The sequence below is a fragment of the Novosphingobium sp. B1 genome (assembly GCF_900176395.1).
Taxonomy (GTDB): Bacteria; Pseudomonadota; Alphaproteobacteria; order Sphingomonadales; family Sphingomonadaceae; genus Novosphingobium.
The window spans coordinates 416,177-442,337 of record NZ_FWXL01000002.1; the positions used below are offsets into that span (position 1 = coordinate 416,177).

A 26,161-nucleotide genomic window follows, 5' to 3' on the forward strand; every position below is an offset into this window, starting at 1 on the left:
ACCACTTATAGCCGCGCGCGTTGACAAGACGCGGCCGGCACAGGCGGCGCAGGAGGGGTTTCGAGATGAATGCACCACGCGAGAGCAAGACCACCATCGGGAGCCGCGAACTGCATCCTGATACCCTGATGCTGAACTACGGCTATGATCCCTTTCTGTCGGAGGGCGCGGTCAAGCCGCCGGTATTCCTGACATCGACTTTCGTCTTCCCGACGGCTGAGGAAGGGCGCGACTTCTTCGATTACGTCGCCGGGCGCAAGGAGCCGCCGCCAGGGCAGGGGCGCGGGCTGGTCTATTCGCGCTTCAATCACCCGAACAGCGAGATCGTCGAAGACCGGCTGGCGGTTTACGAAGGCGCCGAGGCGGGCGTGGTGTTTTCCTCGGGCATGGCGGCGATCACCACGGCTATGCTGGCCTTCGCCAAGCCGGGCGAAGTGATCCTTCATTCACAGCCGCTTTACGGCGGCACCGAGACGCTTCTGGCCAAGACCTTTGCACGCCTCGGCATCGCGGCCGAAGGCTTTTCGGATGGTCTCGACGAAGCCGCAGTGATGGAAGCGGCGCGCCGGGCGATGGCGCGCGGGCGCGTGGCGCTGGTGCTGATCGAAAGCCCGGCAAATCCTACCAATGCGCTGGTCGATATCCAGATGATGCGCCGCGTCTGCGAAGCAGTAGGCGCAGAGCAGGGCGATCAGCGCCCGCTGCTGATGTGCGACAATACCCTGCTTGGCCCGGTCTATCAGCACCCCTTGCGGCACGGCGCGGACATTTCGCTCTATTCTCTGACCAAGTACGTCGGCGGGCATTCCGACCTAGTCGCTGGTGCGGCGCTCGGCTCGGCCGCGCTGATGCGCGAAGTGCGCCTTTTGCGCAGCGCCATCGGCACGCAGCTGGATGCGCATAGCTGCTGGATGCTGGGCCGGTCGCTCGAAACGCTGGGCCTGAGGATGGAGCGGGCCAATGCCAATGCGCTTGCCGCCGTGCGCTTCCTTGCCGATCACCCGGCGGTCGAAAGCGTGGCGCACCCGCACATGGCAAGCCCGGGATCGCATGAACACGAGGTATTTGCCCGCCAATGCTCGGGCGCCGGTTCGACTTTCTCGTTCGACATCAAGGGCGGGCAGCCGGCGGCCTTCCGCTTCCTCAACGCGCTGCAGATCTTCAAGCTGGCGGTGAGTCTTGGCGGCACGGAATCGCTGGCAAGCCATCCGGCGACGACGACCCATTCGGGCGTGCCGGCCGAAGCGCGCGACCGCTTCGGCGTGCGTGACGGCACGGTGCGCCTGTCGATCGGGATCGAGAACGAGGGCGATATCGTTGCCGATCTCGAACAGGCGCTGGCCGCCAGCGCGGGCTAGCGCTCAGGGCAGGCGGAACGTCCACTTGCCCGCTTCGGACGCCGGATCGAAGCGGACAAGCCGCGGCGTGCTGGCTCCGACGGCGGCAAGCGCGAGCGGCTTCATCGGATCGGGCGTGTTCCTGGGGATGATCCGGTAGGTTCCGTCGCCCAGCATGTCGATCCGCCAGAGCTGCTCGGGCGCGCCGGTGAACTGCGGAACGGCGACGACATCGCCCGACGGCGTTGCGGCGAGCGCCCTGCTCGTACCTGCAATGACGATCTTGACGTATGGCGCGCCAAACCAACCGCCAGCCCCGGCGACCGGCTCGATCGTCCAGTGCTGGTTGGGGCGGACCTGATAGGCGCCCATGTCCACGGCAATGGCGCCTAGCGGCCAGACGGTGCGGTTCTGCTCCAGCGTCTGGTCGGGTACGGGCTTGACCGGCTCCTTCGGCGCGCCAAAGCCGGTCCATGACCACGGCAGGCGCACTTCGTCCACCGCCAGTTGCAGCGCGCCGCCGCGTTCGGACTGGATCTCGTAGGTGCCGGGCCGCAGGTTTTCCTGTCCCAGCGGCCAGCCGTTCTTCCAGGTGAGCGGCAGGATCGCGAGGACGCTGCGCGCGGAACGGTCCATGTCGGCCTCGTAGTGGAACGAGAACTTTTCGACGCCATCGCCGAGATCGACCAGGCCGAAATGGCCAGCTCCCCGACCCCGACCGTTCGATCCCCACACCAGCTTGCCGCCGCCCTTCAACAAGGGCACGCCGAAGTTGTCGACGTAAGGGCCGAGCGGGCTCCTCGAACGGCCGACGCGAATGTTGTAGGTCGAGTTCGGGCCATCGCAGCAGGTGCCGTGCGTGCCGAGCAGGTAGTACCAGCCCTCGCGGTGGAGCAGGGCAGTGGCTTCCATGTCGATCGCGATATCGACGGGCTGGTTGCCGGGCAGGCGCTCCGCTGTTTTCGGATCGAGTTCGACCATGCGGATGGCGCCGAAGTAGGTGCCATAGCTGAGCCACAGGCGTCCTTCGGCGAGCAGGAATGCCGGGTCGATCGCATCGTTGATCTCGAAGCCGTCGCTCGAGGCCACGGTGCCGACATCGTGGAAGCCGAAATCCTTCGATGCGGGATCGAGCGACTTCGTCCACATGATCTTGACGTCGCTCTTGTGGCCGCCGTTCATGCCGCCGCCGCCTACAGCCCACGCCACGTAGTAGCGGTGGCCAAGCTTGATCACATCGGGCGCGACGCCGCCGCCCGGGCGAACCGGGCCGCTGGCCCATGTCCAGCCATCGGAGGACACGAGGCCACCCTTGCCGGTGCCGAACGTGTAGAAGCGTCCATCAGATTGCACGATCGTGGAGGGATCATGAATCCACGGTTCGCCCTCCATCTGCGCGACGGGGTTGCTCTGCGCAAGAACGGGGGCGGCAATGCCGGCAAGGACTGCGGCGGCGATAAGCTTGGAGTTCATTGCGGCCTCCTTCAGCGCAGCGTGATCTTGAGGTCGCGGATCGGCTGGCCCTTGCCATCGACGAAGCGGACCGCGAAATCGGACAGGCCGGGGCCGTTGATCACCGCACCTTGCAGCACGTTGCGGCCCTTCTTCAGGCCGAGCGCGGGCGAGACGACATCGTCCATGACCATGCGACGATCGCCGAACAAGGCGGCGGCTTCCTTGCCGTTCAACCACCACATCGATGCAGAGTTGGAGCCGACCGCGAGGTGGGAGTCGGGCATGTCGCGCGGGGCGTCCACTACCGTCGTGGCCCAGAAGATCACGCCGTAAGTCGGCTTGCCGTAGGCGGCGGCGAAATAGAACAGCTTGGCATCCCATTGCGCCGCGTCGAGCGCGTGCCAGGTGAGGGATGCGCCCTTGTGCGTCATGGTCTGGCCGTCCGTCGGCAGTTTGCTGCTGAGGCTCGTCGGGCGGTCTTCGGAGAAGGCCTTGCGCACGTAGTCGCTGGTAAAGAGCTGGTTGGTGCGATTGGGCTTGGCGATCGGTTCGAGCAGCATCCAGCGGCGGATGAAACCGTCTTCGTCGACTCCAGTGGCACCGGATGCGGCGGGCGTGAAGTAAGGCGCCAACGAAGGCGCTGTCTGGCCAAGGGCGGGAGCGCCGGCTGCGCACAGCATCGCGCAAGCCGCCGCAAGCATGCGGGACGTTCGAATCATGGCATCCTCTCAAATTTCACAATTGTATGATTTAAAGTGGAAGCTGATTCAACGATAATTATGGCATATAACTAATAAAAAGCCCGCCCTGAACCCCTGAGGTCCAGAGCGGGATTTCCTATTTACTCAGACCATTAATCAGAACCGGTTGAGCATGTTCTCTAGCCATTCCTGACGGCCCGAAACCGGAGCGGGCTTGAGATTCTGCGCCACGGCGAGGTCGGCGATTTCGGCAAGGCTCGACTGGCGGATGGTTGCCCCGAGTTCGCCGTTCCAGCCGGCATAGCGCTCGGCGCGGAAGGCATCGATGCGACCGTCGGCAATGATCGCTTCGGCGCGCAGCAGGGCCTTGGCGATGACGTCCACGCCGCCGATGTGGCCGTGGAACAGGTCAGCCGCATCAACCGATTGCCGGCGGACCTTGGCGTCGAAGTTGAAGCCGCCATCGGTGAAGCCACCGGCGCGTTCGATCTCGATGCAGGCCAACGTCAGTTCCTCGACCGAGTTGGGGAACTGGTCGGTGTCCCAGCCATTCTGCGGGTCGCCGCGGTTGGCGTCGATCGAACCGAATACGCCCAGCGCACCGGCCATGGCGATTTCATGCTCGAAGGTGTGGCCCGAAAGCGTGGCGTGGTTGGCCTCGATGTTGACCTTTACCTCGTTCTCGAGGCCGAAGCGCTTGAGGAAGCCGTATACGGTCTGGGTGTCGAAGTCGTACTGGTGCTTGGTCGGCTCATGCGGCTTGGGTTCGATCAGGATCGTGCCGGCAAAGCCGATCTTGTGCTTGTGCTCGACCACGAGGCTGAGGAAGCGGCCGAAGTTTTCCTGTTCGGTCTTGAGATCGGTGTTGAGGATCGTGTCGTAACCTTCGCGGCCGCCCCACAGCACGTAGTTCGAGCCACCAAGACGATGGGTCGCCTCGAGAGCATCGCGCACCTGGCTGGCGCCCCAGGCGTAGACTTCCGGGCGGGGGCTGGTGGCAGCGCCGGCAAGGTAGCGCGGGTGGCCAAACAGGTTGGCCGTGCCCCACAGCAGCTTGCGGCCGTGCTGGGCCTGCAGTTCCTCGAGATGGTCGACCGCGCGGGCGAAGCTGGCGCGGAACTCGCCGATGCTTTCGGCCGGCGCCATCACGTCGACATCGTGGAAGCAGTAGAACGGCAGGTCGAGCTTTTCCACGAAGGCGAGAGCCGCTTCACGCTTGGCGCGGGCGGCGTTTTCGTCCTGCGGACCGTTCAGCCATGGGCGATCGAACGTGCCGGCACCGAACACGTCGCTGCCGGGCCAGCAGAAGGTGTGCCACATGCACACGGCAAAGCGTAGGTAGTCTTCCATCCGCTTGCCGAAGACCACGCGGTCCTTGTCGTAGAAGCGATAGGCAAGATCGCTGGTGCTTTCCGGACCTTCGTAGCGGACGGTGGCGAACTCGTCGAAATAGTCGGCTGACATGACTTGTTACTCCTTGATCGGGGCGAGCGCGGCATAGGCGGCGCGGAAACGGGCGCGCTTGGGCGCAAGCTGGGCGGCAAGTGCGGGATCGGGTTCGATCACTGCGCGCACCGGCGGGCGGGTGCAGACCTGGGCGGCAGAAGCGCCGGTGACGGCGATCTGCGCAAGGCGTGCACCGCCCAGCGCCGGGCCGACTTCGCCACCGTGGAGATAGACGAGGCGGACGCCGAGAACGCTCGACAGGATGCGCCCCCAGTGTGTCGAGCGGGAGCCGCCGCCAATCACGCAAAGTTCATCGATCTGCGTTCCGGCGTTGCGCAGGGCGTCGATACCGTCGGCATGGGCGAAGGCGACGCCTTCGAGCACGGCAGCGGCCATGCTTCCCGTAGTGCTCTCGTTTCCGAGGCCGAGGAATGCGGCGCGAATGTGGGGATCGTTGTGCGGGGTCCGCTCACCGGAAAGGTAGGGCAGGAATAGCTCGGGTCCGCAGGCCGCGCCGGCCTGTTCGGCAAGGGCAAAGAATTCCGCAGGGCCCGGCACGTTGCAGGCCTTCGCAGCCCAGTCGATGCACGAAGCGGCGGACAGGTGGACGCTCATCTGGTGCCAGACGCCCGGCAAGGCGTGGCAGAAGGCGTGGACGGCTTCTGCGGGGTTCGGCCGGAATGCGGCATTGGCCACGAAGATCACGCCCGACGTGCCGAGCGAGAGCATGCCTTGCCCGTCTGACAGCACGCCAACGCCAAGCGCCCCTGCGGCATTGTCGCCAGCGCCAGCGACCACCGGCACGCGGTCCATGCCCCAAGCCCGGGCGACGTCCTCACGCAATACGCCGGTGCCGTCGGAGCCTTCATGCAAGCGCGGCATGTGGCTTTCATCAAGGCCAGTAGCAGCGAGCATCTCAGGCGACCACGACCGCCGGGCGACATCGAGCCACAGCGTTCCTGCGCTGTCGGACATGTCGCTCGCCTTTTCGCCGGTAAGGGCGAGGCGGACGTAGTCCTTGGGCAGCAGGACGGTGCGCGTGGCGGCAAAGACGTCGGGTTCGTGTTTGCGAACCCAGGCCAGCTTCGGCGCGGTGAAGCCCGGCATGGCGATGTTCCCGGTGATTTCGCGCGCCCGGGGCTTGGCGGCTTCGATCTCGGCACATTCGGCAAAGCTGCGGCCATCGTTCCACAGGATCGCCGGACGCAGCGGCTTGTCGTCCGCGCCCAGCAGGGTGGCGCCGTGCATCTGCCCGGCAAGGCCAATGCCGCGCATGGCCTTGCGCAAGCTGGCATCGAGGCCGAGCACCGCCTTGTGCGCTGCGTCCACCCAATCCGCCGGGGCCTGTTCGGACCACAGCGGGTGAGGGCGGGAAACGGTGAGGTCGGAACTGCTTTGCGCCAGGACCTCGCCGGTTTCGGCAGTGACAACCGCCTTTACGCAACTGGTGCCGACATCTATGCCGAGGAACATCAGGCTTACTTCGCTTTCATCGGGTCGATCGTCTGGATCGTGCCGTCGAGGTTGAACGTCAGCTCGGTCACCTTGACGTTGCGCAGGTGGTTCTTGTTGGAGAGCTGCGTGTCGGCATAGAACAGCCACCACTTGCCATCATGCTGGATGATCGAGTGGTGCGTGGTCCAGCCCTGCACTGGCTTGAGAATGTGGCCGACATACTTGAACGGACCGTAGGGGCTGGTGCCGATGGCATAGTTTAGGAAGTGCGTGTCGCCGGTGGAATAGGTGTAGTAGTACTTGCCGTCCTTCTTGAAGACCCAGGAGGCTTCGAAGAACCGGCGTTCGTGATCACCGCCCAGCACAGGCTTGCCGTCGTCCCCGAGAATCACCGCATCGCGGGGGCTTTCGGCGAAGGTCTTCATATCGGCGTTCATCTTGACGACCTTGCCTGACAGCGCGGGCTTGTCGTCCTGCATCAGGTCGGTGTCGGAGCCGTTGGGATCGTACTTGCCGCCGGCCCAGCGCTGAAGCTGGCCACCCCATATGCCGCCGAAATACATGTAGGCAGTGCCATCGTCGTCGGTGAAGACCGCCGGATCCATCGAGTAGGAGCCGGGGATCGCTTCCTTTTCGGCGACGAACGGCCCCATCGGATTCTTCGAGGTGGCGACGCCAATGCGGAACGCGCCGAGGCCGTTCTTGTCCTTCGATTTGTCGCGCGCCGGGAAGTACAGGTAGTAGGTGCCGTCCTTGTAGGCGGCATCGGGCGCCCACATCTGCTGCGAGGCCCAGGGCACGTCCTTCACGTCAAGCGCGACGGGACCGACGGTGACCTTGCCGCCGACCTTGTCCATGCTCAGCACGCGGTAGTCGCGCATCGCGTACTGGTTGCCGAGGTCATCGTCGGCCGTCGGCGTTTCGATGTCGTGCGAGGGATAGACATAGATCTTGCCGTCGAAGACGTGGGCCGATGGATCTGCGGTGAAGATTTCGTTGACCAGCGGCTGGTCGCGGAAGGCGCTGGCGTCTGCGCCGCCATTGGCGGGCTTGGCTTCATTGGCCGCCTTCGAGCACGTGGCCAGCGCGAGCGCGCTCGTCAGGCACAGTGCGACGGTGGTGATCTTCGCCTTGATCATGTCATCCCCTTGCAGGCCGCTTGTCCGGCCTTTCACATATCTGCTGCGACGATGATAGCGCTACCTAAACACGACGGCAATCTGAAATATGCGTTCTAATTACCGACGTTCACCTGCCTTGGCAAGCGCAGTGCAGCAAGATCAGCCGGCAGCGTTCCATGCGGAAACCAGCGCCTCGGCGCGAGTGCCTACTATCGCTGCATCATCGCCGGGCCTGTAGAGGCTGCCCCCCACCCCTATGCCGAGTACGCCTGCTGCACGATATTCGGCCACGTTGGCAGGACCAACGCCGCCCACGGCCCACACGCGTGTTGCGGGCGGCAGGACTTCGCGAATTGCCTTCACGTAGCTGCTGCCAAGCACCGAGCCGGGAAACAGCTTCAGATCGCGCGCGCCCGCGCCAATCGCGGCAAAGGCTTCCGTGGGGGTAAGAAATCCGGGGAGGACGTCCATGCCGAGTTCGAGCGAACGGGCGATGACCGCTGGATCCGTATTGGGCGAAACCATGAATGTGCCGCCAGCGTCCGCAAGCTGTTCGGCAAGCGCGATGCTGGTGACGGTGCCACCGCCGAAGGCGGCACGACCGCCAAGCGCTTCGACCATGGCCCTGATCGAACCGCATGGATCGGGCGAGTTGAACGGCACCTCGATCAAACGGACGCCTGCCTCGACCAGCGCGGTCGCGATGCCGACGGCCTCCTGCGTGCGGATGCCGCGCAGGATGGCAACGATGGGCGGGGCGCCTTGGGCAAGGACTTCATCGACTGTCACGGGCGCAGGCTTTCGGCAAGAGTTATGGCGTGGGCAAGGCCGGCCACCACGGCGTTCTCGCCGTCGACCAGTTGCGATGAACCGCCGTGATGTGCAAGCGCGGTCGCATAAAGTGCGGCAAGTGCGGGATCGCCGATCAGCGTCACGTTCTGCGTGCCCATGCCGAACTGCGCTACTTCCGCGCCGATGAGCACGCCTGACAGATAGCCCTTGGCCCACTCGCGCGAGCGGCCGTCGAGCAAGCGCGACGCGCGTGCTTCGAACAGGGTGCCGGGCAACGGCTCTGCCGAACGGCTCAGGCCGTGCGCGAAGCCATCATCAAAGCTGCCCTCGCCGGGCGTATCCGGGCCCGTCAGCGAGGTGTGGCCGGTGATCGCGGCAAAGACCTCGCCGGTCGGAGCCGTGCGGAAGCCGGTGATCGTGCCGTCGCTGGTGCTGACCCATTTGCCGTGGGTTCCGGGAAGCGCGAAGTCGTGATCGCCAGCGTGCAAGGCAGGGTTCAGCGCCATCGCGCCGAAGACCTGCGTCTCCTCGCCGCGCATCACCTCGGGCACGCCATCGGCGGTCCGGTAGGAAAGCCCCGGCAGGATTTCGACATCGTGGCCAAGCACGCGCAGACGGGTGCGGGCATGGTGCCAGCTCTCTGCATCCACCGGGCACGGGGCATAAGGGGCGATGGCAAGGCCGGCAGGCGATCCGACCATGCCGCAAAGCGTTATCGCTTCGATCGCGCCGGCTGCCAGCCAGACGGAGAGGAGCCGGGCAAGGACGCGCTCTGCCGGTTCGACAAGCTGCGTGACACCGGGTCCGTCGAGACGGGCCGTGGTTTCGCCATTTTCAACGAGAAACAGGCGCAGGCGTGTGCTGCCCCAGTCGCCGATCACGCGCCGTGCGCGGCCCGCCACGATCAATCCTCGAACGGTTCGACGCTGACCCGCGTCGCGCGCAGGAAGGCATCGGCAACAAGGCGCAGCGGATCCACGTCGACATCGCTGCGTCCGGTGCGGATAAGCGTGGCGAAGCGGGCATAGAGGCCGGGATATTCGTGGTCCTCGTCGTGGCTGGTGCCCGAAGGCAGCGTCAGGACCGCGCCGCCGCTCGACAGCTTGAGCGTGCCGGCATCGGTCTCCACGACAATGTCCCAGCTTTGCGGACCGGTTTGCCGCCAATCGAGGTCCATGTGGACGGGCGCGCCAGTGCTGTCGCGGAAGGAAAGGTCGGCTGCGATGGGGGCGGCGCGGTTTCCGGGGATTTCGAGCGTGCCAGACTGCAGGAAGATCGGCCGGGGCAGGATGCGGGTCGCGATCGACAGCGCATTGATGCCGGGGTCGAACACGCCGAGGCCACCCGGCTCCCAGATCCACGCCTGTCCCAGATGCCACACCCGCACGTCCTCGCGCCAGGTGATCTCGACCTTGTCGATGCGCCGTTCGGCAAGCCATGCACGTGCCGGCGCGACCCCTGCGGCAAAGCGCGAATGCCAGGCGGCGAACAGTGTGGCGCCGACCTTGTCTGCCTGAGCTTCCAGCGCGGCGACTTCTGCCAGCGTCGCACCGGGCGGCTTTTCGAGAAACACGTGGACGCCGCGCGAAAGCGCCGTGCTCGCCAGATCGTAGCGCACCTGCGGGGGCGTACACAGCGCGATGGCGTCGACAGCCGGACCGCTCGCCAACAGGTCGTTTAGACTGGCAAAATGGGGCACGCCATCCACCCCATGGTCGTGCGGGCTGACGGTTGCAGCGAGCCCGAACGCGCCATTGCCGACGATGGCGGGCAAATGCTGGTCGCGGGCGATCTTGCCCATGCCGACAACGGCGATCCTGATCGGGTCCATGCCGGTTACAGTACCTGCACCTTGAGCGACGCGGAAGCGTCGCCTGCCGTCTGCGTCAGCGGATTGCGGCACGGCAGCGTGAAGGGCTCAGCCTCGATCTCGAACACGTCGCCCACTTGCGTACGCACTGCATCGCTGAACGACAGCGTGGCAGTGCCGAAGAAGTGAACGTGGACATCGCCGGGGCGGCGGAACAGGTCGTACTTGAAGTGATGGTGCTCCAGGTTGGCGAGGCTGTGGCTCATGTTGTGCTCGCCGGTGAGGAAGGGCTTTTCCCACAAGGCCACGCCATCGCGAAGGATGCGGCTGGTGCCGCGAATGTCGGCGGGGGCCTCTCCGATTAGCAGTTCGGGGCCGAGGGCGGCGCGCCGCAGTTTGGAGTGCGCCAGCCACAGATAATTGTGGCGCTCGGTGACGTGGTCCGAAAACTCGTTGGCGAGCGCAAAGCCGAGGCGGAACGGCGTGCCGTCCGGACCGATCAGGTAGATGCCGGCGAGTTCCGGCTCCTCGCCACCATCCTGCGCGAAATTCGGCATTTCGAGCGGCTCGCCGGGACCGACCAGTTGGCTGCCATCACCCTTGTAGAACCATTCGGGCTGCTGGCCGACGCTGCCGTCGCCGGGCTTGCCGCCTTCGAGACCTTCGAGAAACATGCGCATGGAGTCGGTCTGGTGGGCAGCTGCCGCAGCCTCGCGATGCATCCTGTCGCGCCCTTCGGCCGAGCCGAGGTGGGTAAGGCCGGTGCCGGTCAGGGCAAGGTGGGCCGGATCCTCGTGATCGATCGGTGCGAGGAGGCGTCCTGCTGCGAACTCCGTCGCAAGATCCACCGGCACGCCGGCCGAACAGGCCTTCGCCTCCTCCGCCAGCGTGGTGCCCGCAGAGATCGCGCGGCGGGCGAGATCAGTCGTGCGCTCGACGCCTGAAAGGACGTGTGCTGCATCGCCATCGGCAAGGATGACGCTGCGCGTGCCGTCGCTGGCGCGGTGCTGCAGGAGGCGAAGTGACATTGCGTGGTCTCCCGTCAGGCGCTCAGAGCGTCAGCGTCCCGTCGATCAGGCGCGGCGCGCCATCGCCGCGCGCATCGTCGCGCAGTTCGGGCGGCAAGAGATCGGCGGCAAGGTTCTGGTAGCTGACCGGGCGCAGGAAACGGTCGATGGCGAGGCTGCCGACCGAGGTTGTGCGCGGATCGGACGTTGCCGGGAAGGGGCCGCCGTGGACCATGGCATGGCATACCTCGACGCCGGTAGGCCAGCCATTGGCAAGGATGCGCCCGGCCTTGAGTTCCAGCACGGGCATCAACCGCGCAGCGAGTGCATCGTCGGTGGCGTCCATGTGGAGCGTGGCCGTCAACTGGCCCTCGAGACCTGCGAGGACCGAGGTGAGTTCTGCCTCGTCAGCGCATACCACGACCACTGAGGAGGCGCCGAACACTTCGTGGCCCAGCGCCTTGTCGGCGAGGAACGCCTGCGCGGTGGTGCGGAACAGCGCCGCGTGGCCCTGCATGGCATCGCCGGCAACGCCCTCGGCCAACTTTTCAACGCCGGCCGCCGCTTCAAGCGCCGCAACGCCCGACAGGTAGGCCTTGCAGATGCCGCCGGTGAGCATGGTTTGCGCAGTCGCGCCGCTGACGGCTTCGGTAGCAGCGGCGATAAAGGCTTCAAGGCCTTCGCCTGCTATCGCCAGGACGAGGCCGGGATTGGTGCAGAACTGGCCCGCACCCATGGTGAGCGAGCCGACGAATGCGGTGCCGAGCGCCGGGCCACGAGCCTTCAGTGCTTCGGGCAGAAGCAGGACGGGATTGATGCTCGACATTTCGGCATAGACCGGGATCGGTACGTCACGGCCCTGGGCGAGGCGGACAAGCGCAAGCCCACCAGCGCGCGAGCCGGTGAAGCCCACGGCGGCGATGCGTGGATCCTGCACCAGTGCCGCGCCAAGTTCGTTCGATGGGCCGACGAGATGGCCGAAGACGCCAGTCGGGAGACCACAGGAGGCAACCGCGCGCGTGATGGCAGCTGTAACCAGCTCTCCGGTGCGCGGGTGGGCGGGGTGACCCTTGACCACCACCGGGCAGCCCGCTGCCAGCGCCGAGGCGGTGTCACCCCCGGCCGTTGAGAAGGCGAGCGGGAAGTTCGATGCGCCAAAGACGGCAACCGGGCCGACCGGGATCATGCGCAAGCGGATGTCAGGCCTGGGCAAGGGCTGACGATCGGGCATTGCCGGATCAATGCGCAGCTGCTGCCACGCGCCCTTGCGGACCACATCGGCAAATAGGCGCAACTGGCCCACGGTGCGGCCGCGCTCGCCTTCGAGGCGGGCGCGGGGCAGGCCGGATTCGCTCATCGCTGCTTCGATCAGATCGTCGCCGATGGCGAGGATTTCCGATGCTATGGCTTCGAGAAAGGCAGCGCGTTCCTCGCGGCTGGTGGCGCGGTAGGTGTCAAACGCGGCGGCGGCGGCGGCGCAGGCGGCATCGACTTCGGCGGGGCCGTGGACGGCAAAGGCAGGGCCGATCGGCTCACCCGTGGCGGCGACCACGGAACGGAATTCTGTCATCTAACATCTCCTGATTTAGTCTGACATATTATCAGAAAGGCCGGAACGCAATCTCATGCGTCCCGGCCCGATTGCGTTCATAGCTATGCATCAGGCTGGATCGGCGGTGGTCTTCGAACCCCACAGTGCATAGAACAGGACATACAATTCGCATGCTGCCGTCAGCAGGAACGAGGCCTGCAAGCCATAGGCATCGGCCAGCCAGCCCTGAACGACGACCAGCGCGCTGCCAGCGATGGCCATGATCAGCAGGCCCGAGCCCTCCTCGGTCAGCGGGCCGAGGCCCTTGATGCCGAGCGTGAAGATCGTCGGGAACATGATCGAGTGGAACAGGCCTACCAGAATCAGCGCCCACATCGCGGCAGGGCCGGTGGTAAAGACGGTGACGAGCATGACGACGAAGGCGCCAACCGAGAAGGCGGCAAGCACGAGGCCCGCGTCAACCTTCTGCATGATCGCCGAGCCGAGGAAGCGCCCGACCATCATGCCGCCCCACAGGAAGGTCAGGTACTGGCCGGCCTTCTCGTGCGTCAGGTTGGCGATATCGGGCTGGCTGACGAAGTTCACGAAGAGGTTGGCTACACCGATTTCGGCGATCAGGTAGATGAATATCGCCGGAATGCCGAAAACGAGATTGCGGTGCTTCTACAGCGAAAGCTTGGCTCGCTCCTCAGGCGCGAGGCGCTGCGTTGCGCTGCCCATCGAAGGGAGCGGAAAGCGTGCGATCACAATGGCAAGAACGACGAGAACGACCGCAACCAGGCCGTAGGGCAGGATCACTGACTGCGCATCAGCAAGGCGCTCGGCCTGGGTCAGCACGACATCCGATGTGGCTGTGCCGCCCTTCGAGCGACCGAGGATCAGGTAGGCGCCGAACATCGGTGCGAGCATCGTGCCCGCCGAGTTCATCGCCTGGACCAGGTTCAGGCGGGAGGACGCCGTTTCCGGCTTGCCAACCACGGCGACGTAAGGATTGGCCGCTACCTGTAGCAAGGTGATGCCGCTGGCGATCACGAACAGCATCGCCAGCGTCACGCCATAGGATGGGATCGAGGCCGCCAGCATCATGCCCAGAGCGCCCGCCGCCATCACCAGCAACCCGATCACCAGCGACTTCTGGTAACCGATCTTCTCGATCAGCTTTGCCGACGGGATCGAGGCGACGAAGTAGGCTATGAACCACACCGATTCGATCAATGTTGTCTGTGTATAATTCAGATCGAACACGCTGCGCAGGTGCGGCAGCAGCGTGTTGTTGATGACCGTGATGAACCCCCACATGAAGAACAGGCTGGCCAGCAAGGTCAGCGCGGGACCATAGCGTACGCCGGAATCGCCCTCTGTCACGGTGTTTGCCTGGGTTGAAGCCACTGGTGGCATGGACTTGCGCTTCCTCTCTCTTGCCCGGGGCGCGCTGCGGTACGCTTACCGTCTTGCGCAATTTCTATTTGTCGGACTATATCGGCACGCAGACCGCGTCAATGGGCGCAAGAGTGATGCATGTTTTCCGAAAGGACCCTGAGGATGAGGATTGCGGGCAAGCCGAACAACGGCACCCTGCTGGTGCTGGCACTGTCGGCATCGGTTGCCCTGCTGGCACAGACAGCCAGCGCAGCCGAGGCGAAGCAGCAAAGCGCTGGCAAGCTGGCCGACGGCACCGAGGCTTTCGCGATCACGCTGAAGGCTGCCAATGGCGTTTCCGCCCGCGTGCTGACTTATGGAGCAACATTGCAATCGCTGATGGCGCCCTCGCGCGATGGACAGATCGCCGACATCCTGCTCGGCTACGATGATGTCCAGACCTATGAGGCAAAGCCCAACTTCTTCGGCGTAACCGTTGGCCGCTATGCCAATCGCATTGCCAAGGGCCGGTTCACGCTCGACGGCAAGGCCTATCAGCTTGCCCAGAACAACCTCGGCAATTCGCTGCACGGCGGCACCAAGGGCTTCGACAAGCGCAACTGGAAGATTGTCTCGGTCAAGTCGGGCCCGGTGGCGAGCGTGGTGCTGTCCTACGTCAGCGCCGATGGCGAGGAAGGCTATCCCGGCAAGCTCGACACCAGGGTGACCTACACGCTGGACGAACGCGGCAACCTTGGCATCACCTTCGAAACGGCGACCGACAAGCCGACGATCGTCAACATGACCAATCACGCGCTGTTCAACATGGCGGGTGAAGGCGCGCCGATGGGCGCGATGGGCAATCGCCTGATGATCCCGGCGTCGACTTACACCCCGGTGGATGCCACCCTGATCCCCACCGGCGAGCTGCGCAAGGTTGCCGGGACCGTGTTCGACTTCACGAAAGCAAAGCGCATCACCAACGGCCTGCGCGATGGGCGAGACGAGCAGATCGCCATTGGCCGCGGCTATGACCATAACTTCGCGCTCGACAAGGGAGTGACCGCAACGCCGCAGCTTGCCGCAAGGCTGGAAGACCCTGCATCGGGCCGTGTGCTGGAAGTCTTGACGACCGAGCCCGGCGTGCAGTTCTACACCGGCAACTTCCTCGACGGGACGGTGCTGGGCAAGCAGGGGCATGTCTATCGCATGGGCGATGGGATCGCGCTCGAACCTCAGAAGTTTCCGGATGCACCCAACCGGCCCAGCTTTGTCTCGACGCGGATCGAGCCTGGCAAGCCCTATCGCCACCAGATGATCTATCGCGTCAGCGTTGCGCCCAAGGCCCGCTGACCACCCCTCGAAAAAGCCGAAAGCAGCAATGACCGACTCCTCCCCAAAGGCCTCGAAGCTCCGCTCGCGCGCGTGGTTCGACAATCCCGACAATATCGACATGACCTCGCTCTATCTCGAGCGTTACCTCAACTTCGGGTTGAGCCTCGAGGAACTGCGTTCGGGCAAGCCGATCATCGGGATTGCGCAGACCGGCAGCGATCTATCGCCATGCAACCGCCACCATATCGTGCTGGCAGAGCGCGTGCGCGAAGGAATCCGTGAAGCAGGCGGGATCGCGCTGGAGATCCCGGTGCATCCCATTCAGGAAACGGGCAAGCGCCCAACGGCAGGGCTCGATCGCAACCTTGCCTATATCGGACTGGTCGAGGCGCTCTATGGCTACCCGATCGATGGCGTGGTCCTGACCACCGGTTGCGACAAGACCACTCCGGCGCTGCTCATGGCGGCGGCCACGGTCAACATTCCGGCCATCGCATTGTCGGTCGGCCCGATGCTCAACGGCTGGTTCAAGGGCGAGCGCACCGGTTCGGGCACGATCGTTTGGAAGGGCCGCGAACTGATGGCCAAGGGCGAACTGGATGAGGAAGGCTTCATCAAGCTTGTCGCCAGCTCCGCGCCCTCGACCGGCTACTGCAACACCATGGGCACGGCGACGACGATGAACAGCCTCGCCGAGGCGCTGGGCATGATGCTCCCCGGTTCGGCCGCCATTCCCGCCCCCTATCGCGATCGGCAGGAGTGTGCCTGGCGCACCGGCAAGCGCATCGTCGACATGGTGCACGAGGACCTCAAGCCTTCCGACATCATGACGCTGGATGCCTTCCATAACGCCATCGTCGTCAACTCCGCGATCGGTGGATCGACCAATGCGCCGATCCATCTTGCTGCCATCGCCCGCCACATCGGCGTTGATCTGCCGCTGACAGATTGGCAGCGCCTTGGCCACAAGGTGCCGCTGCTTGTGAACCTGCAGCCTGCCGGCGAATACCTTGGTGAAGACTATTACCGCGCCGGCGGCGTTCCGGCAGTGGTGGGCCAGTTGATCGCGCAGGGCCTGATCGCCGAGAACGCGATGACCGTCAACGGCAAGACCATGGGCGAGAACTGCCGTGATGCCGTAATCGAGGACGAGAAGGTGATCCGCCCGTTCGGCCAGCCGCTGGTCAAGGACGCCGGCTTCCTCGTGCTGTCGGGCAACCTGTTCGATTCCGCGATCATGAAGACCAGCGTGATAAGCGAAGAGTTTCGTGCACGCTATCTCTCCAACCCGAACGATCCCGATGCCTTCGAAGGCCCGGCCGTGGTGTTCGATGGGCCGGAAGACTACCACGCGCGGATCGATGATCCGGCGACGGGCATCACGCCCGAAACGCTGCTGTTCATGCGCGGAGCCGGGCCAATCGGTTATCCGGGCGCGGCGGAAGTCGTCAACATGCGTGCCCCGTCCTACCTCATCACCGAAGGCGTGACGGCGTTGCCGTGCATCGGCGACGGACGCCAATCAGGCACCAGCGGCAGTCCCTCGATCCTCAACGCCAGCCCCGAAGCGGCGGCGATGGGTGGGCTTGCCATCCTCAGAACCGGAGACCCCGTGCGCATCGACTTGCGCAAGGGCACTGCGGACATGCTGGTTTCCCAAGAAGAACTGGCTGAGCGGCGTGCGGCGCTCGAGGCGGCGGGTGGCTATGCCTATCCTGAATCGCAGACGCCGTGGCAGGAAATTCAGCGCGAACGCGTCGGCCAACTCTCGCACGGTGCCATCCTCGAAGGCGCGGAAAAGTATCAGCGCATTGCCCAGACCAAGGGCCTGCCCCGCGACAACCACTGAAACTGCTGGCCGGGGCCACGGCGGCCCCCGGCGAGACCTCGATCAACGGAGGAAGCCTGCGCGAAAGCCATCACAAGAGCAGCGTGGACGGGCCTGCGCCTTATCGTGGGATCGAAAGGGAACCCGCGCAACTCGGCCTTGTCAGCGCTTGCGCCTGTTCGCCCAGCACAGCCTTGCGCAGGGCAAGCGACTGGTGGAACAACGGGCCGCTGCATGCAAGGAAGCGGGTGGGCGACATCCCGAGGAACTCATGAGCCTCGCGTACGAAGTGGGGATAATCGGTGTATCCTGCGTCGATGGCGAGTGCGCCGCGGCCGGGGCCACCTCCGATCAGGGCATGAAGCGAGCGCAGGAAGCGGGCCCTGCGCAACAGGAACTTGGGCGGAAACCCGAAGACTTTGCGACAAAGGCGCTCCAGCGTGCGGGGAGCGATGCCGGTCTGCTCGCAAAGTCTCGCCACGCTTCGCACCGCCGGGTCGAGCAGGGCAGAACTCAGCACGGTAATGGCATCGTCATCGCGACCGGGCGGGCGAAGCATCTGTTCAAACCAGCGGTCGAATATTGCGCCGATCATCGCCTCGGGAGCGTTGCGCAATTGCTGCGCCAGAACCTGCACCTGCTTGCCGAAGATACTGGCAGCGGGCGTGACGCGATCCGATAGCGTATCGGCAGGCCGATGACCAAGGCGGGACCAGCCAAGCGGCGTTATGCCGGCTCCAAGGACCGTTCCCCGATCGCTACTTGACCAATGAACAGTGCTCGATGGACCGAACAGGGCGACATCGGGGATGCGCTGCGGCACGCCATCGCCCCATTTGATCGTCCACGCAGTTGCGGGGTCCAGGAGCACGCGCAAGTTGAACCATGAAGGCTGGAATGTGTCGGCATGAACTTGGCCTGCCGGCGGCGCGACGGCATAGAGGTGATAGCCGCTTACGATGCCGTCGAGCGTTTTCGCGGGTTGCCGGTAAGCCATGCGCGGTGCTGCTTCGGCTGCCGGCCCCGCCTCGTGTGTCGGCAAAGATGCCGATGTGCCAAACGCCATTTCGCGATCCCCTTTTTGGTCATCCTCCCAATGGGTTACGGCAGATATAACGTCAATGCGGCGCGGATGTGCCCATGGTTCGACCCAAGCCGGTCTATCGCAGGAGTGGCGCCTGTCCGGCCAAATCGTTGCGGATGGCGGTAGCGGCAACCGCAGCCTCGCCCATGGCATGGCTGATCTGGTCGAGGCCCTTGGTCACGTCGCCCGCGGCATAAAGGCCGGCGATGCTGGTGCGTTGGTGGGTGTCGATGATCAGGCAGCCTTCATCGTTGCAGGCAGCACCCAATGAAATGGCAAGTTCGGAGCGGATGACCGAACCCAGAGCCGGGTAGATCGTATCGAAGCCAAGGCTCTGGCCACCGCAGTTGACCATGATCCGCTCGCCATCAAGATGCAGGCTTTCGCATTTCGCTGGTGCCAGGGCGATGCCGAGTTCGCGCGCCGAATCTTGTTGTGCCTCATCCAGACCATGGCCATCGGGCCAGCCGATCAGGGTCACGTCCGAACTGTAGGATCGAAGAAAGCGCGCCTCGCCCAGCCCGCGCTCGCCATGGCCGATCACGCCGATGCGCTGGTCGGTCACCTCATAGCCATCGCATACCGGGCAATAGCGCAGCAGCCCTCGCGCCAGCGCAGCGTCGTGAAGTTCCGGCGCAAGAGGCGGCGGATTGTTGACGACGCCCGTGGCCAGCAGCACGCTCCGGGCATTCCACGTTGCGTCTGCAGAAGCCACGGTGAAGAGGCCGTCCTCCAATGCGATCTTCTCGACGACCGCGCGTTCGACCCGGACGCCGTGACGTTCCGCCTGCTCCGTCATCAGGCCCAGCAGTTCCGTTCCTGCAATGCCGTTGGGGTATCCGGCGTGGTTGTGGGTCCTTGGGATCGTGGCTGCACGGCTGCGCCCGGCGTCCAGAACCGCAATTCGCAGGTGATAGCGGGCAAGGTAGATCGAGGCCGTCAAACCGGCAGGTCCCGCGCCGATCACGATCACGTCGAGCGGCCCGCCGGGCAGGCTGTCAGCGGCGTCTTCGGGAAGGGAGGAGGGGCCTGCGGTCATCCCTGCGCAAGTCGGGTGCGCAGTTTTTGTTCCGCCGAAGCTGCGGCGGACGTGCGCATTGTTTCTGCGATTAACTGTCTTTGGTTGATAATCGGTCGCAACGACGCCGCAAACCCATCCACCCTGTCCTTTAGGGCATAGCCAGATTTCCGTAATTTCGCATTTCCGACCAATTCAGTCGCATTGCCATAATCCAAGGCTTCCAGTCGTTGGGGAGTGAATATGGCGGTCGCCGCGGATCTGCAGGAACGTATCGGTTTCTACGAGCTCGACAGGAACGAGAGCAGCTTTGGCAGGCTTGCCCGTTTTGTCGGACAGACCGTGGATGGCGGTCTCGAGAAGTTCTACGACAAGCTTGGTGCCACGCCGGCGCTGGGCAAGTTCTTCTCGTCCAGCGACCGCGTTCGCCATGCCCGCAGCGCACAGCGCGATCACTGGATCAAGGTGTTCGAGACGGGTCTCGATCAGGCCTACCACGAGCGTGCGCTCAAGATCGGCAATACCCATGCCCGCATCGGGCTGGAGCCGAAGTGGTACATCGGCGGCTATGCGCTGATCCTCGAACACATGATCACTGCGATGATGCTTCGTGGCGCGGGCCGGTTTTCCCCCGCTCGCCGGCGCATGGCGAACGATCTCGTCGCACTGGTCAAGGTTTCCATGATCGACATGGACATCGCGCTGTCGACCTACTTCGAGATGGCCGAGAAAAACACGCGCGACATTGTGCTGGGCAAGATGGGTGTATCCTTGCGGGCCCTTGCCGAGGGGGACCTCGGCACCCGCATGAGCGATCTTCCCGACAGCTTCCGCCAGGTCGAGGACGATTTCAACGCCGCGATGGACAAGCTGTCCGCCACCATCGGCCTGGTTTCGGAGAGCAGCGGCCATATCGCGACGTCGACCGACGAGATCCGCGCTGCGACCGAGAACCTTGCCTCGCGAACGGAGCGCCAGGCCAACAATGTGCAGGATTGCGCGCGCGGCATGGACGAGCTTACCTCGGGCCTTGCCCGCACCTCGCAATCGATGGCCGAGTTGCGGGTCTCCGCGCGCGAGACGGAGCAGGAAGCAACCCAGGGCCGCGAAGCCGTGCGCGAGGCGGTCAGCGCCATGGACGATGCGCAGCAGAGCGCACAGGAAGTGGTTCAGATCGCCGAAATCATCGACGGCATCGCGTTCCAGACGAACCTGCTCGCGCTCAACGCCGGGGTCGAGGCAGCGCGGGTTGGCGAGATGGGCCGGGGTTTTGCGGTTGTAGCTAATGAGGTTCGCGCTCTTGCACAACGATCGTCAGAGGCGGCTGACAACATCAAGAAGCTGCTGTCGTCCAGCCGCGAGCAGGTCGATCGCGGGGCGGATCTGGTCAAGGGCGCGGGCGGGATGCTGCACGCCATCATCGGCAAGGTCACAGACATCAGCAATGGCGTTGCCGAAGCCGCGCAGCTGACCCAGGAGCAGGCAATCAACGCCCAGACCGTGAACAAGGCACTGTCCGAGATCGACCTTGCAACCCAGCAGAATGCCGCAATGGTCGAACAGAGCGCTGCGGCAACGCGCAGCATGGCCACCACTTCGGGCCGCCTGGCGTCTGCCGTCGCCATCTTTTCGAGGGTCAGCCGTTCCGGTCTGGAGGTGATGCGCCGCGCCGCCTGACCGGTCAGCGCAGCTTGCGCAGTTCGAGCAACAGCATGCGGTAGGTTTCGGGAGTTATCGCGTCCTTCAGGCGATCCTCGCCAGCGCGTGAGGCTTCGTGCAGCCGGGGCATTGTCGTCTTGCCCTCTGGCGAAAGGAACAGGCGGATGGTCTTGCCGGCACCGGGCTCGCGAACGATCCAGTCTCGCTCTGTCAGGCGTGTCACCATCGGCACCATGTTGGACCGCTGGATGTTGAGCATCCGTCCAATCGCACTTTGCGTGATGCCGGGGTTGGCCTCGATCGCCATCATGACCGCCGCATCGGGATGGCGGATACCCAGATCGCCATAGGCTTGGTTGACCGCGCGCAGCGCCATCGTGGCAGTGCGCACGAGATGGAAACCGAGCAGGGGATCGAGCGGGTGCTTCATCACATCGCGTGTATCATTGATGCTGCAATGTTGCACACTGCTGGCGGCGCAAAATATTCTACCATATGTTGCTATTGACCATAACAAGGAATCGGGCATACTCCCCAAATCGCTGGGCATCTGGCTGAAGGCTGCGAACCCGAAAAATCGGATCGTGCCAACAGGTGAAAAGCCTTTCGGCCAATAACCGGGCCCGGCGTGGGAGGAGAGGATGATGAAACTGCTTTGCGCGGGCGCGAGCCTGCTTGCCCTTTCGGTTTCGGCACAGGTCCAGGCGCAGGAAAGCCCCCAGGAGGCGCAGGACCGTACACCGACGGCCGACGAGATCGTCGTTACCGCACAGTTCCGCGCACAGAACCTGCAGGACACGCCGCTGGCGATCACTGCCGTCAGCGGGGAATTGCTGGCGCAACGCGGGCAGACCAATGTGTCTGAAATCGCCTCGCAGGCCCCCAACGTCACGCTGAAGCCGCAAGGCCAGGAACTGGGACCGGGCATCATCGCCTTCATTCGCGGCGTTGGCCAGACCGACCCGAACTTCGCGCTTGAGCCGGGCGTGGGCATGTACATCGACGATGTCTATCTTCCGACGCTGACCGGATCGCTGCTTGACCTGACCGATCTCGATCGCGTCGAGGTGCTGCGCGGGCCGCAGGGCACTTTGGCCGGGCGCAATTCGCTGGGCGGCTCGATCAAGCTTTATTCGAAGAAGCCGCAGGGCAGCAACAGCGGTTCGCTCGAAGGCACCTATGGCCGGTACAACCGCATTGACGTGCGCGGGCTGTTCGATCTCAAGCTGTCGGAAAACCTGTTCATGCGCGTGGCTGGCGTTACCAAGAACATCGACGGTTACGTCAAGCGGCTTGATTACAACCTGACCCACCCTGGCACCAACGTGCCGACCTTCGCCAAGGGCGCGGACCCGGTGCTGGGCAAGGTCGGCGGCACGTCGTCGGTTGCGGGCAAGGTCTCGCTGCGCTGGCAGCCCACCTCGACTGTCGATATCAACCTTACGGGCGACTACACGCGCGAGCGCAACGAGCCGGGCGCGAACGTCCTGCTCTATGCCAACACGTCTGCCGTGTTTGACGGACCCAATGCAACCTTCACCGGTGGCCGGCCGTTCCTGGTTGGCACCAATGGCGCAGGCATTCCGCTAAACTGCGCCTTCGTGCCCAATGGCGTGAACAGCTGCGATACGATCTCGGGTTATGACCGGCGCTTCATTTCCTATGCGACCTATGCCGACCCTTCGCGGCCCGACAGCCAGATGCCCTACAAGCCGACGTTCACCGATCCGCATTCGGACCTCGACAACTATGGCGCGGCACTGACCATCGATGTCGACGTTTCCGACCAGCTCAAGCTCAAGTCGATCACCTCTTGGCGCAAATACACGGCGGACTGGTCCTATGACTCCGATGGCTCGCCCATTGCCAACAACAACCTGAACCAGACGCAGAAGAACCGGCAGTGGAGCCAGGAGCTGCGCCTTTCGGGCAAGGTGCTGGATGACAAGCTCGATTTCACGTTCGGCGGCTTCTATTTCGATAGGCGCGGCACGTTCACCGGGCGCATCAATCTGAACTACGCCGGGATCGACTTCCGTCACGGACCCGATCCGACGCCCGCCAAGAACAAGGCGATTTTCGCCAACTTCACCTATGCGCTGACCGATGCTGCGAACCTGACCGGCGGCATCCGCCAGTCTTGGGACGAGAAGGACTATGGCTATGTCCGCAAGAATCCCGATGGCACCAACATCCAGGGTCCGTGCAACTTCTTCCTCGGCGCACCCACGGCCGGCCCGACCGGGCTGGGCAACCAGCCGAACTGCCTGCTGTTCGGACTGGACGGGCTGAAAGCCAGCTTCCGCGACAACCGCGTCGACTGGCGCGTTGCTGCAGACTACCGCTTCAGCCCCGAATTCCTGTTCTATGCGCAGGTCTCGACCGGCTATCGCGCCGGCGGCGTCAACCCGCGCCCGTTCTTCCCGAGCCAGGCAACCGCCTTCAAGCCCGAGACGATCACCGCCTATGAGGCCGGTTTCAAGTCCGACCTGTTCGACCGCAGGCTTCGCCTCAATGTCTCGGCGTTCTTCAACGATTACAAGAACATCATCCTGTCCAGCGTGAACTGCCTAGATTTGGCCAAGGCAGGCCCCGGAGGGTCTTCGCAGGCAACGCCTTGCCTTCGTCCGTCAAACGTCGGGTCGGCCCACGTAAAGGGCTTCGAGGTCGAAACGTTGATCCGGCCGAGCGAGTATTTCACCATCGACGGATCGGTCAGCTATCTAGACTTCAAGTACCAGAAGGTCGACACGCTGGCGACCGGCGTGACGCTGAAGGACGTGACGCCCTATACGCCGAAATGGAAAGCGGCCTTCGGCATCCAATATGACATTCCGGACGTTCTGAAGGGCGTGGTCACCGCGCGTCTCGATGGCGCCTACCAGTCGAAGATATACACCGAAGCCGCCAATCTCGACAGTCTGGCGGTAAGCAGCACCGTGCCGGCCAACAGCCCGGTCACGCCATCGCCGTTCAGCAATGCCGGCGGCGGCGGTCCGATCACCACGCTGCGCCTTTCGAACCGCATCGATGGCTACTTCCTCGCCAATGCACGGCTTGGCTGGCAGTCCGATGCCAAGGACTGGGGCGTCACTCTCGAAGTGCAGAACCTGACCAACAAGTACTACTTCCTGACCCTGCTGCAGGAAGCGTTCGGTGCCGGCACCGCCTCGGGCCAACCGGGCCGTCCGCGCACATGGTCGGTCTCGGTCCGTCGATCGTTCTGATTGCTTGGGGGAGGGGAACGAGCGCGTTGCGGCATCGCGGCGCGCTCGTCTCGATCAGGGCCGCCGCTTGTCCCTGGTGGGCAGGCGGCGGTCTTCGTTCCCGCATCTTCGCTTGGCAGGGCCATGCTGGCGTGCCACGGCGCTTGCCAATCAACGCGCCAGGCGAGGGACAATAGAAGCGATGACGTTGCGGCTGGAAAAGCATGGACCGGTTTCGCATCTGCTGATCGACCGCGCCGACAGGCGCAATGCCTTCAACCTCGCGATGTGGCGGATGTTGCCGGATCTGCTGGCGCAGGCCGCGGCCGATGCCGAATGCCGCGTGCTCGTGGTCAAGTCTGCCAGCGGCGGTGCCTTCTGCGCCGGCGCGGACATAGCCGAGCTTGTCGCAAATCGCGATGACATGGCTTGGCACGAAGAGAACCAGCAGGCCATAAACCGGGCACAGTTCGAACTGACCCGTTTCCGCCTGCCCACGGTGGCCATGGTCGAAGGCGATTGCATTGGCGGCGGCTGCGGCCTTGCGCTCGCGTGTGACATTCGCATCGCTGGTGCTGGCGCGCGCTTTGGCATCACGCCGGCAAAGCTCGGGATCGTCTATCCGCTTCACGACGTGAAGCTGTTGGTCGATCTCGTCGGACCCGGGCAGGCGCGGCGCATGCTTTTCACGGGCATGCTGATCGATGCGGCCGAAGCGCACCGGATCGGCCTGATCGAGGAACTGGCATCCGCCGAGGATGACCTGATCGCCCAGATCTTGGCGGCATCGTCGCACTCCACCCAGGCGATGAAGGGTTTCGTGCGCGCTGTTCTCGATGGTCAGGCGCAGGACGATGCCCGCTCACTGCAGGTCTTCGCCGCGGCGTTCGGCGGGCGGGACTTCAAGGAGGGCACTGCCGCCTTTCTGGAAAAGCGCAAGCCGACCTTCGGCTGATCAGATCGTCAAAACAGTCGAACCGGTGGTGCGCCGCGCTTCAAGATCGCGGTGCGCCTGTGCCACGTCGCCAAGCGCATAGCGCTGGCCGATCGAGACCTTCACCGTGCCGCTCGCAATCATGTCCCAAACCCGCGCCGATCCTGCTGCGCGCTCGGCCGGCTCGGTGTAGTAATGATAGAGCGTGGGCCGCGTCACGAAGAGCGAGCCCTTCTGCGCGAGCGATCCCAGCGCCACGCCGCTGACCGGGCCGGAGGCATTGCCATAGCTGACGATCAGCCCGCGCCGTGCCGTGGAACCGAGGCTGGCTTCCCAGGTATCCTTGCCCACGCCATCGAAGGCCACGCTCACGCCTGCGCCACTGGTCAACTCGCGCACGCGCGGGGCGACATCCTCTCGGGCATAGTCGATCACGTGATCTGCACCGGCGGCGTGCGCGGCCTCGGCCTTGGCCGGGGTGGAGACGGTGCCGATGACCGTGGCGCCGATATGCTTGAGCCACTGCACGAGCATCAGCCCCACACCTCCTGCCGCCGCGTGGACCAGCACCGGCCAGCCTGCCTCGACCCTTGCGCAACGTTCGACAAGAAATTCCACGGTAAAGCCCTTGAGGATGGCGGCAGCGGCAACCTCATCGGCAATGCTATCGGGCAGCTTGAACAGCGCGCTCTGCGCATAGATGCGCGCCGTGGCATATGCACCCAGCTCCGGCCCGAAGGTGGCGACGCGGTCGCCAACCTGCAATCCGGTCACGCCGTCACCCACCGCGACCACGCGTCCCGCCGCTTCCACGCCGAGGCCGCCGGGGATCGGGATCGGATAGAGGCCGCTGCGATGATAGGTGTCGATCATGTTGAGGCCCACAGCGGTATGCTCGACCAGCACTTCGCCCGCGCCCGGTTCCTTGAGGTCGAAGTCTGTCCACGCGATGACTTCGGGGCCGCCGATAGAGGTGAGGCGGACGGCTTTGGCGTGCATGGCAAGCTCCTGAAGGTAAGGGCAAGGTGAGGGCTAGGTCCGGCCAGGGTTAGACCGGCGATG

The 26,161-nt window shown here is 64.3% G+C and carries 20 protein-coding genes and 1 pseudogene; 6 read left to right on the forward strand and 15 right to left on the reverse strand.

What is annotated here, in order from left to right:
* The first annotated feature begins 65 nt into the window (after nucleotides 1–65).
* The gene (locus B9A23_RS05305; RefSeq protein ID WP_084277790.1) at nucleotides 66–1,358 is read left to right on the forward strand and encodes a cystathionine gamma-synthase family protein; all 1,293 of its coding nucleotides are present in this window, start codon (nucleotides 66–68) and stop codon (nucleotides 1,356–1,358) included.
* A gap of 3 nt (nucleotides 1,359–1,361) precedes the next feature.
* On the opposite strand, the gene B9A23_RS05310 is transcribed toward B9A23_RS05305, so the two are convergent.
* The 11 genes and pseudogenes from B9A23_RS05310 to B9A23_RS05360 form a co-directional block, all read right to left on the reverse strand.
* Nucleotides 1,362–2,810, reverse strand: coding sequence for a family 43 glycosylhydrolase (locus B9A23_RS05310; RefSeq protein WP_084277791.1), 1,449 nt, complete (start codon nucleotides 2,808–2,810; stop codon nucleotides 1,362–1,364).
* Nucleotides 2,811–2,821: 11 nt separating this feature from the next.
* Nucleotides 2,822–3,511: an acetylxylan esterase gene (locus B9A23_RS05315; protein WP_084277792.1), complete on the reverse strand. Its 690-nt coding sequence runs from the start codon at nucleotides 3,509–3,511 to the stop codon at nucleotides 2,822–2,824.
* 138 nt (nucleotides 3,512–3,649) lie between these two features.
* Complete coding sequence (gene xylA, locus B9A23_RS05320; RefSeq protein WP_084277793.1) at nucleotides 3,650–4,957, reverse strand: xylose isomerase; 1,308 nt, start codon at nucleotides 4,955–4,957, stop codon at nucleotides 3,650–3,652.
* Nucleotides 4,958–4,963: 6 nt separating this feature from the next.
* The gene (xylB, locus tag B9A23_RS05325) at nucleotides 4,964–6,412 is read right to left on the reverse strand and encodes a xylulokinase (RefSeq protein WP_084277794.1); all 1,449 of its coding nucleotides are present in this window, start codon (nucleotides 6,410–6,412) and stop codon (nucleotides 4,964–4,966) included.
* 5 nt (nucleotides 6,413–6,417) lie between these two features.
* Nucleotides 6,418–7,533 carry a glycoside hydrolase family 43 protein gene (locus B9A23_RS05330; RefSeq protein ID WP_084277795.1) on the reverse strand — a complete coding sequence of 372 codons (1,116 nt, stop codon included), beginning with the start codon at nucleotides 7,531–7,533 and terminating at the stop codon, nucleotides 6,418–6,420.
* 141 nt (nucleotides 7,534–7,674) lie between these two features.
* Nucleotides 7,675–8,304, reverse strand: a complete 630-nt coding sequence (locus B9A23_RS05335) for a 2-dehydro-3-deoxy-6-phosphogalactonate aldolase (RefSeq protein WP_084277796.1) — start codon at nucleotides 8,302–8,304, stop codon at nucleotides 7,675–7,677.
* Nucleotides 8,301–9,209 (reverse strand): 2-dehydro-3-deoxygalactonokinase, encoded by a 909-nt coding sequence (locus B9A23_RS05340; protein ID WP_254895004.1) that lies wholly within the window; start codon nucleotides 9,207–9,209, stop codon nucleotides 8,301–8,303. Before B9A23_RS05340 ends, B9A23_RS05335 begins: the two co-directional genes overlap by 4 nt.
* A gap of 2 nt (nucleotides 9,210–9,211) precedes the next feature.
* On the reverse strand, nucleotides 9,212–10,138 hold the full coding sequence (locus B9A23_RS05345) for a Gfo/Idh/MocA family protein (protein ID WP_084277797.1): 927 nt from the start codon (nucleotides 10,136–10,138) through the stop codon (nucleotides 9,212–9,214).
* 5 nt (nucleotides 10,139–10,143) lie between these two features.
* Entirely contained in the window at nucleotides 10,144–11,145 is a 1,002-nt protein-coding gene (gene araD1 / locus B9A23_RS05350) for an AraD1 family protein (RefSeq protein ID WP_084277798.1), read from the reverse strand.
* A 22-nt stretch (nucleotides 11,146–11,167) separates the two neighbouring features.
* A complete protein-coding gene (locus B9A23_RS05355) occupies nucleotides 11,168–12,694 on the reverse strand; it encodes an aldehyde dehydrogenase (NADP(+)) (protein WP_084277799.1) in 1,527 nt (508 codons plus the stop codon).
* A gap of 90 nt (nucleotides 12,695–12,784) precedes the next feature.
* Nucleotides 12,785–14,074 (reverse strand): annotated as a pseudogene (locus B9A23_RS05360) (sugar MFS transporter).
* A 144-nt stretch (nucleotides 14,075–14,218) separates the two neighbouring features.
* Between B9A23_RS05360 and B9A23_RS05365 the strand changes: the two are divergent.
* Together B9A23_RS05365 and B9A23_RS05370 are read left to right on the forward strand one after the other, a co-directional pair.
* On the forward strand, nucleotides 14,219–15,388 hold the full coding sequence (locus tag B9A23_RS05365; RefSeq protein WP_084277800.1) for an aldose epimerase family protein: 1,170 nt from the start codon (nucleotides 14,219–14,221) through the stop codon (nucleotides 15,386–15,388).
* 28 nt (nucleotides 15,389–15,416) lie between these two features.
* Nucleotides 15,417–17,219, forward strand: coding sequence for an IlvD/Edd family dehydratase (locus B9A23_RS05370; RefSeq protein ID WP_084277801.1), 1,803 nt, complete (start codon nucleotides 15,417–15,419; stop codon nucleotides 17,217–17,219).
* 100 nt (nucleotides 17,220–17,319) lie between these two features.
* Here the strand turns inward: B9A23_RS05370 and B9A23_RS05375 are convergent, their stop codons facing one another.
* Entirely contained in the window at nucleotides 17,320–18,264 is a 945-nt protein-coding gene (locus B9A23_RS05375; RefSeq protein ID WP_176217891.1) for a helix-turn-helix domain-containing protein, read from the reverse strand.
* Between the two features lie 94 nt (nucleotides 18,265–18,358).
* The gene (locus B9A23_RS05380) at nucleotides 18,359–19,321 is read right to left on the reverse strand and encodes an NAD(P)/FAD-dependent oxidoreductase (protein WP_084277803.1); all 963 of its coding nucleotides are present in this window, start codon (nucleotides 19,319–19,321) and stop codon (nucleotides 18,359–18,361) included.
* 222 nt (nucleotides 19,322–19,543) lie between these two features.
* On the opposite strand from B9A23_RS05380, the gene B9A23_RS05385 reads away from it, so the two are divergent.
* A complete protein-coding gene (locus B9A23_RS05385) occupies nucleotides 19,544–20,977 on the forward strand; it encodes a methyl-accepting chemotaxis protein (protein WP_084277804.1) in 1,434 nt (477 codons plus the stop codon).
* Nucleotides 20,978–20,981: 4 nt separating this feature from the next.
* On the opposite strand, the gene B9A23_RS05390 is transcribed toward B9A23_RS05385, so the two are convergent.
* Nucleotides 20,982–21,389 carry a MarR family winged helix-turn-helix transcriptional regulator gene (locus tag B9A23_RS05390; protein WP_176217892.1) on the reverse strand — a complete coding sequence of 136 codons (408 nt, stop codon included), beginning with the start codon at nucleotides 21,387–21,389 and terminating at the stop codon, nucleotides 20,982–20,984.
* A 214-nt stretch (nucleotides 21,390–21,603) separates the two neighbouring features.
* Between B9A23_RS05390 and B9A23_RS05395 the strand changes: the two genes are divergently transcribed.
* Both B9A23_RS05395 and B9A23_RS05400 read left to right on the forward strand, forming a co-directional pair.
* Complete coding sequence (locus B9A23_RS05395; RefSeq protein ID WP_254895005.1) at nucleotides 21,604–24,186, forward strand: TonB-dependent receptor; 2,583 nt, start codon at nucleotides 21,604–21,606, stop codon at nucleotides 24,184–24,186.
* Nucleotides 24,187–24,367: 181 nt separating this feature from the next.
* On the forward strand, nucleotides 24,368–25,120 hold the full coding sequence (locus B9A23_RS05400; protein WP_084277807.1) for an enoyl-CoA hydratase/isomerase family protein: 753 nt from the start codon (nucleotides 24,368–24,370) through the stop codon (nucleotides 25,118–25,120).
* Here B9A23_RS05400 and B9A23_RS05405 read toward each other — a convergent pair whose 3' ends face one another.
* Nucleotides 25,121–26,098: a quinone oxidoreductase family protein gene (locus tag B9A23_RS05405; protein WP_084277808.1), complete on the reverse strand. Its 978-nt coding sequence runs from the start codon at nucleotides 26,096–26,098 to the stop codon at nucleotides 25,121–25,123.
* Nucleotides 26,099–26,161: the final 63 nt, after the last annotated feature.

Coding starts and splice junctions, on each gene's coding strand:
- B9A23_RS05390 (WP_176217892.1), bottom strand. CDS start 21,389: ATGAAGCACCCGCTCGATCCCCTGCTCGGTTTCCATCTCGTGCGCACT.
- xylB (WP_084277794.1), bottom strand. CDS start 6,412: ATGTTCCTCGGCATAGATGTCGGCACCAGTTGCGTAAAGGCGGTTGTC.
- B9A23_RS05355 (WP_084277799.1), bottom strand. CDS start 12,694: ATGACAGAATTCCGTTCCGTGGTCGCCGCCACGGGTGAGCCGATCGGC.
- B9A23_RS05345 (WP_084277797.1), bottom strand. CDS start 10,138: ATGGACCCGATCAGGATCGCCGTTGTCGGCATGGGCAAGATCGCCCGC.
- B9A23_RS05310 (WP_084277791.1), bottom strand. CDS start 2,810: ATGAACTCCAAGCTTATCGCCGCCGCAGTCCTTGCCGGCATTGCCGCC.
- B9A23_RS05330 (WP_084277795.1), bottom strand. CDS start 7,533: ATGATCAAGGCGAAGATCACCACCGTCGCACTGTGCCTGACGAGCGCG.
- B9A23_RS05370 (WP_084277801.1), top strand. CDS start 15,417: ATGACCGACTCCTCCCCAAAGGCCTCGAAGCTCCGCTCGCGCGCGTGG.
- xylA (WP_084277793.1), bottom strand. CDS start 4,957: ATGTCAGCCGACTATTTCGACGAGTTCGCCACCGTCCGCTACGAAGGT.
- B9A23_RS05395 (WP_254895005.1), top strand. CDS start 21,604: ATGAAACTGCTTTGCGCGGGCGCGAGCCTGCTTGCCCTTTCGGTTTCG.
- B9A23_RS05315 (WP_084277792.1), bottom strand. CDS start 3,511: ATGATTCGAACGTCCCGCATGCTTGCGGCGGCTTGCGCGATGCTGTGC.
- B9A23_RS05400 (WP_084277807.1), top strand. CDS start 24,368: ATGACGTTGCGGCTGGAAAAGCATGGACCGGTTTCGCATCTGCTGATC.
- araD1 (WP_084277798.1), bottom strand. CDS start 11,145: ATGTCACTTCGCCTCCTGCAGCACCGCGCCAGCGACGGCACGCGCAGC.
- B9A23_RS05305 (WP_084277790.1), top strand. CDS start 66: ATGAATGCACCACGCGAGAGCAAGACCACCATCGGGAGCCGCGAACTG.
- B9A23_RS05365 (WP_084277800.1), top strand. CDS start 14,219: ATGAGGATTGCGGGCAAGCCGAACAACGGCACCCTGCTGGTGCTGGCA.
- B9A23_RS05375 (WP_176217891.1), bottom strand. CDS start 18,264: ATGGCGTTTGGCACATCGGCATCTTTGCCGACACACGAGGCGGGGCCG.
- B9A23_RS05405 (WP_084277808.1), bottom strand. CDS start 26,098: ATGCACGCCAAAGCCGTCCGCCTCACCTCTATCGGCGGCCCCGAAGTC.
- B9A23_RS05380 (WP_084277803.1), bottom strand. CDS start 19,321: ATGACCGCAGGCCCCTCCTCCCTTCCCGAAGACGCCGCTGACAGCCTG.
- B9A23_RS05385 (WP_084277804.1), top strand. CDS start 19,544: ATGGCGGTCGCCGCGGATCTGCAGGAACGTATCGGTTTCTACGAGCTC.